The following is a 12785-nucleotide window of genomic DNA, read 5'->3' on the forward strand; positions in this document are numbered from 1 at the left end:
TTTAACCTCTTCACTATTGATTTTCTATTTTTTTACTGTCGGATATTCGCTAATGGAGGAATTTCCTTGATTTTGAGAAATGAGACTCGTTGATTTTGCCGAAAGCACAGTATTTTCTTTTTTAAGTTTTGCTTTCGTTGCTTTGACAGAATAAGTATAATTCTTTGGATCAACTGGCGTAAAGCCTGATGGTGTATAGAATCTCAGTAAATTTTGATTGTTGAGTTTATCAGACATTGCAAAAAGTGTCGATACTTTTGATTTGATGTCTTTGACATAAGCTTCTTGATCAGGAGTTAATTTCTCAATTTGTAATCCTGTTTGTGTATCGTAATAGTAATGACTATTGATACTTGGAAGGGTAATCGTCGGAGTTACAAACCCACCGTTGCGCAAAGCCACATAATCTTGTCGCCCTGAGGAGAACATGTCTTGTCCAAATTGAACATATTTCGCAGTATCAATTCCTAATAAGTGTTCAAGTGTTGGCATCACATCAATTTCACCCGTGTACGTATCAATAATATGACCTTTTGTGTTTCCTGGAATATTAATCATAAATGGTGTTCTTTGAAGCATGGTATTGTCATACGCATTAAATGTATCTGCATTATATCCCACGTACGGCGCAAAAGCTTTATTATCAGAACCTGAAATACCATAGTGATCACCATATAAAACGATAATTGATTTCTCATATAATCCAGATTTTTTTAGATAATCAAAGAACTGCTCAACGGATTGATCTAAATAATGTGCTGTTTCAAAATAACCATCAACCAACTTATCCCCAGAATCCACTGTCGCAAAGTTCGGATCTTTGTCAGAATCTGCTAATTCATACGTTAAGTGATTTGTTACAGTCAAGTATTTCACATAAAATGGTTGTTGCATTTGCTCAAGGAGTGGGACAGAATCTCTAAAAAGAATTTTGTCTTTAATTCCCCAAGGGCTCATGTTTTGAGGAGCGTTATTAAAGAAACTTTGATCAAAGAAATAATCATATCCCATCTGCTTGTAAGTATTGATCCGATTGTAAAACGCACCTACATTACCGTGAACGACCGCTGAGCTATATCCTTCTGTTTGTTGAAGGATAGCTGGCATCGCTTGGAAAGTTTGCGTTGATCCATATTTTGCAAATAGCGATCCTGCAGGAAGTCCGAACGTTGATGTTTCAAGCATATTTTCAGCATCAGAGGTCTTTCCTTGTCCAACTTGGTTAAAGAAATTACTAAATGAATACGTTGAATTTGAATGATAAAGTGAGTTCAAAAATGGTGTTACAACGTGCTCTTTTCCATCCGTTCCTTTGATTTTTAAATCAATCAAAGCTTGCTGAAAAGATTCCAGATGTATTTCGATGACGTTTCTATTTTTAGAAATACCAAACATTTTCATATTTGGTGCAAGGTAACGATTTGAAGCAATATATTTTTGAATTTCTTCAAGCGAGCTCTTACTGGCATCTTTACGTTGACTGTTTGCTAAATGCGTATAATAACTATCAGTCAACATCCATGGCCCTAAGCCTAGATATCGAACAACGTATGTTTTATCTGACTGTGCTCTTCTTAAGATTAATTGAGGTTTCAAGAAATCTCCGGCCCAAAAATTGAGACTAAATATCGCAAGTCCAACAGATACAAAGGTGAATGCTTTTTTTACACCAGGAACTCTGTGATCAAATCTGACTTTTTTTGCAATCATTAATACTAAAATAATCAGTAAATCAATCCAATAAACCCAGTCCATAAGATGTACCGGAACTGAATTAAAATCAAATCCATGCTGGAACATTCCAGCTCCACCTGTTAAAGTATCAATCGTGATGAAATCCGTAAATTCTCGATAATACAAAACATTCATGTAAAGCAAAAAATTGGCTACCACCGCTAAAATGAGTGTTGCGATATAGTACAGTGATGTCCTTCGAATAAAGAGTAAAATGGCAAAACAAGTAAATGTGAATCCTATAGGATTAATGATCATCATTAAATACTCAACACCAATTGCACGGAGATTAAATACCGTGAAATAGGCAAACATTGATTTGGCCCACACAAATAATACCAGATATGACATCAATCCGAGTCGTGTGTTAAAACCATTTAATAATTTTTTCAAAATTTAAACCTCTTAAAATTAATTAAATCAAAACTAATCAAATGTGATCAGATTCGCTTACTTTTAGTGATGAAAAGTAAAAAGATAAAGACAAATTCATTGTCTTGCCTTAATTCTATCATAAATACTTTAATTGTGTCTTAAATAAGCAAATCGTTTATTGTACTTTTTAAAATGATTTTTCTGTATAAAATAAAAAGATAGTGACGCTATAAAGCACTAAAAACAGGAGAATTAATCCGAAATGATATTTTGAAACTTTTTCTTTTTTAGAAAATTCAAAACCTAACGAGATCTTTCTTGATCCAATTTTTGCTTGATTAGGATAATCCAGTACCTCTGTACGGGTCATTGCTTTAATCTGAGTTGCTGTATCGTTTGAATTGAACAAAATCAATCGATATTTTCCTGATTGAAACTGCTGTTGAACAGTCGTTTGAACCGCGTTTTTTGGAATTTCTTTTTGAGTGATCGGTATCCATTTTTGGTGTAACTTTTTTTGAATTTTGAGTTGGATGTTTTGTGAAGGTTGGCTCGTTACTGTGAACTTTTCTGCTGAAGTCGGTAAATTAATTTCTTGGACAATTTTTTCTTGCGCTTGTAAAATTAACTGATCCTCCCCTGGATGGTAATTATCAAGTTGCTGAAATTGAGAATTGACAATAATGGTTTGAGGGGCTTGCATTTGCATCACCGTTGACATGAGTATAAGAGAGCTTAGCGCGCACAAACCAAAGACAATGACGCCTCTTTTTTTAGAAATTAATTTATTTTCTAAACGTTTTATGTGCTGCTTTTGATATAGATTTTCAAAAGAGAGTGCCGCTGCAATAATAATGAGACCAATCGTCATGTATTGATAGCGCGGTTTAACTTCCCAAAGCAACGTGTGAAAGAACGAAATTCCCATGATTGTGAGGATTGAAAAATTAAAAATCGAAAGTTCAATTTTTCTCACTCGTTTTAATTGAGAAACAATCGCAAAAAGTAAAAGTGCCATGAGCGATTTGGCGTACGTTTCAATAAAAATATTGATCGTACCAATGTTATCCACGACAAAACGTGGGGCACGCGACCAATGATACATTTGAGAATAAAGTTGATAGTCTGTTGCTGTCGCAAAAGTTCCGCAGGACCATAATGTGGCAAACTTAACGATATAAAGTACTGGAATTTTCCATGGGTGGTGTAATAATTCAGAGATTCGGTTTTTAATGCCTGCAATGTCTGCCTCTTTTGCTGTTGCAAAACCTGGATGTGTCAGCGTATAGTCCCGATCTTGTGGCGTCCACTCTCCCATACTCTCAAAATTCACAGATTCATAAATCCAGTTTGCGGTAGGAAAATTGATTGGATTATTCATGTCATAATGCATCCAATGAGCCATTTGCTGTGAAAGCCCAATGGATAAAATGATGCCAATGACACAAGCTAAAAAAAGCTTCAGGACGTGTTGCCATAACTTTTGAAATGTGTCACGCTTAAGAAATGCGAAGAGGACAAAAATCAAAAGAGCGACTAAAACGACGATAACATTAGGGCGTGCCAAATATGCACAGGTAAAGCAAAAAATGCTCGCAAAGAAACTTCTGTACGTTAACTTTTGGGTCATCATCATGTGATCAAATACACGCGCCAAACTCACAAGCATCAAGATTGCAATGCCGTCTGTATATCCCACTTTTAAAATAAACTCATAATTCATCGGAAGGATCAGCATCAAAACTGTGGTCATCCCAGCAATGTTTGGATCCTTTTTCCACAAAAATTGGATGATGCTCATCCAAATGCTTGTATTGATCAGAATATTAAAACTGTAAAAGATAATATAATAATTAAGATGTAAAAATTCTGCAATTTTGATATAAAACCATTGTAAACCAACATAAGGAAGCAAATTGGGATAATATTCAATCCAAGGATCCCATCCTGGGATTCCCTTTGAGAGGTGAAGTGCTTGAGTTAGAGTATTCCATGGATCTCCAAAAATTTGAATCTGAATCTGTGAAACAATAAGGATTTGAAGAAGAATAAAAAGAATGAAAAAAATATAAATCATTTTTTTTATCGTACGCGTGCTTAATGCTTTTATTTTTTTAAATCCTCGCATAAAGAGGAGATAAAGTAAAAATGATAAAAGGACAACTGAAATGGGTTCTACAAACCCTGTATCTGTAAAGGGTTGAAGCAACATCGAAACGAATGCACTCAAAAATAATCCGAACAAAATACGATACATCGTTTTATTTAATACTGACATTTTTTCTCCTTATCTTTTCCTTTCTTTGTGAAAAGTCGAGCTTTCCTTTTACTGCTAATAAAATCATGAGTGGAGTAAAATTGTAAAGATAGCGTGAATTGGCTTCCCAGAACAGTAAAAAGAGTGCTAATCCAACAATCGAAAGTGCGAAAATGAACCAGATGCTCCCTCTTTTTTTAAAAATGCTTTGAAAAATTTCATACCACATCAAAAATAGTAAACATAGCCAATAAAGTAACTGCGCTCCTGTAATTAGAAGATATCCTGTAATATTTCCTTTTTCGTTATTACTTACCCAATCAAAATAGCGATTGACAATAGGATTGATGTGCAGATAGGTATAATAAAAATCGCGTAAATCTCCATTTAACCAGGTATATATGGTTTTTCTAGCTAATTTGGATAACACACCTAAAACACCTTCTTGTGCGATATTTTCTTTTAATAAATCAAGATCCGCTTCTTGTTTTGAAGCTTTGTCATAGAATTGCTCTGAATATGAAAGAATGTTTGGGTCAAAACCTCCAGAAAAATTTTCTTGTGCAAAAGACATGGCGACCCAATGAATCAATGGAAGGTTGTAGCGTTCGTTTGCAGTGGTGCTAAAAGCTGGATCGCTTGATATTGTGTGATGAACCACTTTAGACGTTCCAAAAAACAACAAAACAGATAGCGCAAGCACAAACAGGACTGTTCTCCATTTTTTATTTAAGATCAAAAAAACAACAGCTGCAATCAATGGAATTGTCACGGTGGGTTTGATGTAATAGCCTGAAAAAATGACCAATAACGCAATGATCCACCAGAGTATTTTGGATGTTGTTTGTGTTGCTTTGAGTGCATAAATGATAAATAACACACCAAAAATTACAAAAGGAAGCGAAGCGGTGTCTGTATAAAACTGTGCTCCATACACGTAAAATGGGAGAAATCCAAACGCAGCAAGATTATAGCATAAGCCCATTTTTTCTGACGCTACTTTTTTTGCTAAAAGCGAACCGGCCACAACAGAACTACTGGTCAAAAGTGAGGAAAGTCCTGTCATAAGAAACATTTTTGACGCGAGGGTCGTTTTTGCAAAAAGGAAGTTTTGAATCATTCCAAACCACTGATTGTTGGGATAATGTAAAAAATAAAGGCGTTGATTTTCTGTGAGTGCAAGGTGGTCAAAAGTCCTGCCATGGAGTGCGCTGGTATTTGCAAAAACCACAAAAAAGTCCCAATCGTGTGCGTCATGTGGGACATGAATCATAAAAAAGTAGGGCACAATCAATACAGCAAGGCCTAAAATAAGTAAACTTCGAAGATAATAAGTATGAACGGTTGTTAATGCAAGCGTGTTTATCTTTTTGCTGGCATGAGCGATGAAAAAAAGATAGAGTATGGCCGTCATCAAGATAACATTACCAAGAATAAGGGCGATGACATTATCAATGTGCCATTTTGGGGTAGCAAAAATCACAATCAGATTCATTACACTCCAAATGATGCTTGCAATGATACGCCATTTTCTTTGAATATGGAGTGTCTTAAATGCTGTTGTAATCATGTTTTCCTCCTTCTTTTATTTGATGGATTGATGTGGATTTAATGCTGTGGTTGCGTTTTTTGATTGATTAGATTTTGGATGAGAAGTTTTGATTTTCCAAAAACTAACACGCGATATTCTTTTCCGACATAAACAAATGTAATGCTCCACGTTTTTACTTTTACTGCACTGATGTATTTTAGATCAATCGGATAGGTCGATAAATGAAAGTCTCGACTTAATTGGATTTGTTCTTCGACAATGAAAAAACGTCTTCTTCGTGCTAGAAAGTATAAGCCCAAAAGGACTGCACCAAAAAGAGAGAGCGTTATCCTATTCAATGCCATATTATACTCAAAAAAAAGTACTTGCTGAAAAGAAAGTAAGATGACCCACCACATCCATGCTAAACGGTAGGGGCCAGAAAATGGGTAAAAATATCCAGCTTTCATTTATTTCTCCTTTCTTTTTATTGGAATTTGTGGTTGGTCATTTTGATTCAATAGGGATTGAATTTGAGTTTCAAGTGCAGGATCCTCTGTTTTATAAAGTCCAAGTGTCGTCATGCCGCCATGTGCTGATAAAAGTGAGGTTGATCTTGCGTTAAGCGTTTTTTCACTTTGAGCTAATCGTTTTTGTGTTGCAGAAACGGTATAAGTATATTTTGTAGGCTGAACGGGAGTGAATCCAGATGGCGTGTAAAATCTAAGAAGATCTTCTGTATTGAGTGTATCAGACATATCCAATAATTGATTGACTTTTTTTTGAATATTTTGTGCGTTTTTCTGTTCTTGTGCAGTAAGGGTGAGGGGGGCTTTTGTTTTTGTGTCGTAATATACTTTTGAGGTAGCGCTTGGTTTGATCAGGGTTGGTGTGATAAATCCACGATTCCTAAACGCAACAAAATTTTGTCTGTTTTTACTGAATAAATCTTGTCCAAATTGGATCTTATTGGATGTTGAAATTCCTAATAAGTGTTCAAGAGTGGGCATGACATCAATTTCACCGCCAAGTTCATCACTGATATGTCCGTCTGTACGTCCAGGAATATCAATCATAAACGGCACGCGCTGCATCATCGTATCTTGAGCGTCTCCCCAATTTTGGGGATTTTCACCAATTGCACTTGCAAAAGGTTTTGTATCTGCGCCTGAAATCCCATAATGATCGCCATAAAGAACAATCACTGATTTTTGATAGAGTCCAGATGCTTTTAAATAATCAAAAAATGTTTTTACGGATTGATCAAGATAATGAGCGGTCAAAAAATAATTATCGACTTCTGCATCTCCAGAATGGCTGGTTGTAAAATTAGGATCTTCTTCTTCTGGTAATAGTCCTGTATAAGGCAGGTGATTAGTGACAGTGAGATACTTGACATAAAAGGGCTGTTGAAGTTGCTCTAAGTAAGGAATTGAATCGGCAAAGAGATAATTATCTTTGATTCCCCAAGCTGTTTTATTTTGATCATTTTCACTCCAAAAGTTTTGAGCGAAGAAATTTTGATAGCCCATGTTTCGATAAACATTGGTTCGATTATAAAATGAGCCAACATTGCCATGAAAAACAGCCGAGGAATATCCTTGTGTTTGATTTAAAATGGCAGGCATTGCTTGAAAGGTTTGAGTTGAGCCTAATTGCGTGAACAATGATCCTGTGGGTAAACCAAATGTAGATGTTTCAAGCATGTTTTCTGCATCCGATGTTTTTCCTTGTCCCACTTGATTAAAAAAGTTACTAAAGGAATACACAGAAGGATTATTATTATAGAGTGAATTCAAAAATGGTGTCACTTCTTGACCGTTGATTTTTAAATTGATGAGGTCTTGTTGCAAAGATTCTAAATGAATCATGATGACGTTTCGATTTTTTGCAAGGCCCTCCATTTTGACGTCTGGGGAGAGATACCGCTCTTTTTTGATATATTCTTGAACTTTTGTAAAGTCAGATTTTGATGCGAGTGCGCGCGTTTGATTGGCGACGTGTGTGTACCATCCATTGGTCAAAAGCCACGGTCCAAGTCCTAAATAGCGCACAACATAAGTGTCATCGTATTGTGCTTGACGTGATACTAAACGGTGTTCAGTAGCATCTCCTGCCCAAAAATTGAGGCTAAAAATCATGAAAGAGAAGGTCAGCGCTTTGAAAGCAAAGGGAAACCCTTGGAAATGCTCATCCATCTTAATTTTTTTTGTCGCAAATAAGAGTCCGATGATGATCAAATCGAGCCAATAGATGAGGTCTAGCGGATGGATCGGAATAGAAGAATAATCAAATCCATGCCCCATCATTCCTGCACCGCCTGTGATGGTATTCACAGATAAAAAATCTTGAAATTCTCGAAAATAAAGGACATTGCCATAAACCAATAAACTTCCGATCAAATTGATCATGAGTACGTCGAGATAAAAGAGTTCTTTTCGTTTGATCAAAAGGGTTAAACACAGAAAAAATGCGGTAAATCCAATCGGATTAATGAGCATAATCAGATAATCTGCAACATTTTCACTGTGAAGGTGTTGAAATTCTGTAAAATAGGCTAAAAGTGTTTTCAACCAGATAAAACCTACTGAAAATCCAATGATTCCGATTCGAGTATGAAGCAATTGAATCTTTTTTTTCACTACAATAGCCTTTCTAAATCTTTATTCTCGTGTGGTGTCAAGTTTTACAGACATCATTTTTGATACTCCTGCGTCAGCCATTGTCACACCGTACATGGCTTTTGCTGCAGCCATTGTCCCGCGCCTGTGCGTAACCACAATGAACTGATTACTGTTGTCAAAATGATTCATGTAATCGCCAAAGCGTTTGACATTGACCTCGTCAAGTGCAGCTTCAACTTCGTCGAGTACAACAAATGGAACTGTTCGCACGCGCAAAATTGCAAAAATCAGTGCGAGTGCTGTGAGTGCTTTTTCTCCTCCAGACATCAAATTTAAACTGGATAATTTTTTTCCTGGAGGTTGGACATTGATTTCAACACCTGCTTCAAGTAAATTGTCTGAGGTGAGGGCTAAATCAGCTTGTCCGCCTACAAACATTTGTGAAAAGGTGGTTTTGAAACTTTCTCTAATTGCTTCAAAGGTTGTTTTAAAGCGTGCTTTAACTTCATCATTCATCTCATCTATCGTTGATAAGAGGAGCGTTTTTGCTTCTGACAAGTCTGTTTTTTGGCGATTGAGAAATTGATAGCGTTCATTAACTTCGTCAAATTGTTGAATGGCGTCTAAATTGATGGGACCTAATGCTTTGATTTGACGTGAAACGTTTTTTAAATCTCGCTCGCATTGCTCTAAATCCTCAGGAATCGGTGTCGTTTTTAATGCGGATTCAAAACTGATTTCAAAATCAGAATTTAAACGATTTTGCTTTTCGATGAGGCGTGCTTTGATTTGTTCAAATTGAAGATCCAAGCGTGTTTTTTGTAGGTTGAGTGCGTGCGTTTGTTCGATGAAATCGTGATTGTGCTGCTCAAGTTCTTCCATTTGAGCAACGATATCTTCGTGTTCAAATTTTAAACTGACACTTTTGACATTTGCTGTTTTGAGTTTTTCTAAAACAGTGTTGAGCTGCTTTTCCAAATGATGCCGATTTTCGTCAGCATACTCAATTTGGGGAGAGAGTAAGTCAAGAACTCGTGCAATTTCAGCAGTGACTTGTGCTTTTTCGCGCGTCAAACGATTTTCGTCAGTACTGACAAAACGTAATTCACTTGTTTTTTCAGAAAAATCTAATTTGGATTGATTAAGCGTTTCTAATAAGTGTGTTTTTTGATCATTTTGAGTTTGTGCATTTCCTTTTACGGCTTCTAATTGTGACTCAATCGTTTGTTTTTCTTGGGAAATTTTTGCGAGTTGTTCAATCAGGATTTTGTTTTCTTGCTGCAACGCTGTCACGCGATTTTTGCTTTGTGAAGATTCTGTCAGTGCTGACAGCGCGAGTAAATTGGATTGATTTTCTTTGAGTTGGTCAATTTTTAGCGCTAAACTTTTTTCATCAAAGCGTTTCTCCTCACCTTGAGCACGTAAATCCGTAAGTACTCTAGCATTTTCTTTTGCTTCTTGTTGTAAGTGAGCTACGGTGTGTTCTGTGATTTTTAGCTGCTCATTTGCTGTTTCAATTTTATTTTTGAGACTTTTGATTTCAGTCTGTGTAAACGTTGTCGAATTGCGTTTTCCAGCGCCTCCCGAATAGGATCCACCAGGATTAATTTGAGTGCCATCCAAGGTCACAATGCGAATGGTATAGTTCATCTGACGTGCAATTGCTGTGGCATTTTCAGCAGTATCTACAACGGCCGTCGTCCCAAGTAGGCTTGAGAGCGCAGGAATAAGTTTTTTGTCAGCACTGACAAGAGCGAGCGCCGTATCAATAAACCCTGTCATTGATGAAATGCGTTCATAAGCGCTGAAATTCCGCGGTTTGATTGTGGTCAAGGGCAAAAAAGTCGCTCGTCCAAGTCTGCGTTCACGCAAATAAGCAATCGCATGTTTTGCACTGGATTCATCTTCACACACGATGTTTTGACTCCCACCACCTAGTGCAATATCAATGGCTGTGGTGTATCTTGGATCAAACGTCAATAAATCAGCCACAACACCAATAATTCCTTTGATTTGACTTTGATTTTGCATGACGGCACGAACTCCTTGGTAAAGATTGCTGTGCGTTTCTTGGATATTTTCAAGACTTGCCAATCGTGCTTTATCTTTATTCAAAAGATTCATTTGATCGTACATTTCATTTTGTGCGAGACGCTCTTTTTGGGCTCTTTTCTTTTCTTTTTCTTGTTCACTTTCGTAATTTTTTAAAAGCGTCGCTATCGTGTTTTTGAGCTTGTGATTTTCATTTTGTGCTTCATTTAGCGCAGTGGTCATGTCTTTTAGGCGCTGTGCATTTTCTTTGGTTGACGCATTACGCTCACTCATTTTTTGGATGAGGTGTTCAAGTTCTGCTTGATTTTTTGTTTTTGTGTTTGAAAGCTGAGCTTCTTGGTTGACTAAATCCACATAAGTTTCTCTCAAGCGCTCCATCACAAGTTCTGGAGCTTCTGATAAAGCGTCCTGTTTTTGATTTAATTTTTTTATTTTTTGATCGAGCTCATTTTTTTCTTGCGTCAATTGAGTGATTTTCTCGTGCGCTGATTTTTCTTGTGCTGTCAGTACTGACAGCTTTTCGTTGAGCTCTGAGAGATGCTGCTTGCGCTCTTTTGTTGATTGCTGTGAAGAGTTTTTTTGAACATCAAATAATTCAATTTTTCGTGTCACTTCTGATTTTAATTCTGTCAATTGAAGCGTTTCTTTTTGCAGCGCTTCTTGTTGCGTTTCAACTTTTGTGCGCGCAAAACGCAACGATTCCCACTGCTCATCGTACGTTTTTTTATGATCAGAAAGTTTTAAGAGTGCTTGAGAAATCTCTATCAGTGCTGTATTCGTCGTGTCGTATTTTTCTTTTTCTGCGATCAATTGCCCCATCAAAACAGATAAATCGAGTGCTTTTTCTTTTGCATCAAGCGTTTGAAAACGCAAAGCTACTGTTTTTTGTGCTTCAAGTGGAACAAGCTGTCCTTTTAGCTCATATAAAATGTCTTCTAGTCGATCCAGATTATCTTGTGTGGTTGACAGTTTTGATTCCGTTTCATTACGTCTGCTTTTAAATTTCAAAACGCCTGCGGCTTCTTCAAAAATTGCCCGTCGATCCTCTGCTTTTGAATTAAACACCGCTTCGATTCGGCCTTGTGAAATAATAGACAAAGAATCTCGTCCTAATCCGGTATCCAAAAACAAGTCATGAATATCACGCAATCGGCATTTTTTGCCATTCAATCGAAACTCAGCATCCCCATTGCGATAGAGCTGACGCGAGATGATGACATCTTCATTATCTTTTGAACTTGCTAAATAATGATCAGCATTGTCAAAATAAGCTGTGACTTGTGCGTAATTCATGGCGTGTCGTTTTTCTGTTCCAGAAAAAATCACATCTGGCATTTTTCCACCACGCAATGATTTTGCAGATTGTTCACCAAGCACCCAGCGCAAGGCTTCTACAATGTTTGATTTTCCTGATCCATTTGGTCCGACAATTGCGGTCACTCCTTGATCAAACTCGACTTTTGTCCGGTCTGCAAATGACTTGAACCCGACAATTTCCATTTTTTTAAGATACATGAATTTGCCCTTTTATTGCATTTTCTGCTGCACTTTGTTCTGCTAATTTTTTTGAAGAACCTTCGCCACGTCCTAGTTCTTGGCCATTATTGAAAACAGCAGCAACGAATTTTCTCAAATGCGCAGGACCACTTTCGTCTAAAATTTTATATGTAATCGTCGTTTCTCCGCCGACTTGCAAAATTTCTTGTAATTGTGTTTTATAATCAATCACTTTGACATAATCATTGGCTTTAACGTGCGGGATTACAACATGAAAAATGAATTTTTTCACTTCATCCATGCCTTGATCAAGAAATAAAGCACCCAAAAATGCCTCAAAGAGATTTTCAAGTGTGGTTTCACGATTGCGTCCGCCCATCTTTTCTTCGCCATGTCCTAGTTTTAAAAAGCGCCCAAACCCACATCGACGTGAAAAATTGGCGAGAGATTCTGTTCTGACGATGCTTGAGCGCATTTTCGAGAGTTCTCCTTCAAGTTTTTCAGGATAGGTTCTGTAGAGATAATCTGAAATCACAAGACTTAATGCGACGTCTCCCAAAAATTCCAAACGTTCATTGTTTACAACCTTTGGGAGCCGTTCTTCATTGGTATATGAAGAGTGAGTAAATGCGATGTTGAGGATTTTTTCATCGTTAAAAATAATGCCGAATTCATTTTTTAACTTTTCTTGAAGCTGATTCATGTGAGCTCCTCC

General features: G+C 36.9%; 7 protein-coding genes. All 7 read right to left on the bottom strand.

Annotation, left to right across the window (positions count from 1 at the left end; all coding sequences use genetic code 11):
* Nucleotides 1-24 precede the first annotated feature (24 nt).
* Nucleotides 25-2085 (bottom strand): sulfatase-like hydrolase/transferase, encoded by a 2061-nt coding sequence (locus tag GHI93_RS07960; RefSeq protein ID WP_153496608.1) that lies wholly within the window; start codon nucleotides 2083-2085, stop codon nucleotides 25-27.
* 211 nt (nucleotides 2086-2296) lie between these two features.
* Nucleotides 2297-4387, bottom strand: a complete 2091-nt coding sequence (locus GHI93_RS07965) for a hypothetical protein (RefSeq protein ID WP_153496523.1) — start codon at nucleotides 4385-4387, stop codon at nucleotides 2297-2299.
* On the bottom strand, nucleotides 4371-5936 hold the full coding sequence (locus GHI93_RS07970) for a glycosyltransferase family protein (protein WP_153496524.1): 1566 nt from the start codon (nucleotides 5934-5936) through the stop codon (nucleotides 4371-4373). The genes GHI93_RS07965 and GHI93_RS07970 overlap by 17 nt, the downstream gene beginning before the upstream one ends.
* A 38-nt stretch (nucleotides 5937-5974) precedes the next feature.
* A complete protein-coding gene (locus GHI93_RS07975; protein ID WP_153496525.1) occupies nucleotides 5975-6367 on the bottom strand; it encodes an EbsA family protein in 393 nt (130 codons plus the stop codon).
* The gene (locus tag GHI93_RS07980) at nucleotides 6368-8545 is read right to left on the bottom strand and encodes an LTA synthase family protein (protein WP_415579481.1); all 2178 of its coding nucleotides are present in this window, start codon (nucleotides 8543-8545) and stop codon (nucleotides 6368-6370) included.
* Nucleotides 8546-8560: 15 nt separating this feature from the next.
* A complete protein-coding gene (gene smc / locus GHI93_RS07985) occupies nucleotides 8561-12088 on the bottom strand; it encodes a chromosome segregation protein SMC (RefSeq protein WP_153496526.1) in 3528 nt (1175 codons plus the stop codon).
* A complete protein-coding gene (gene rnc / locus GHI93_RS07990; protein ID WP_153496527.1) occupies nucleotides 12078-12773 on the bottom strand; it encodes a ribonuclease III in 696 nt (231 codons plus the stop codon). The genes smc and rnc overlap by 11 nt, the downstream gene beginning before the upstream one ends.
* Between the last annotated feature and the right edge of the window lie 12 nt (nucleotides 12774-12785).

The organism is Lactococcus hircilactis (genome assembly GCF_009601015.1).
Taxonomy (GTDB): Bacteria; Bacillota; Bacilli; order Lactobacillales; family Streptococcaceae; genus Lactococcus; species Lactococcus hircilactis.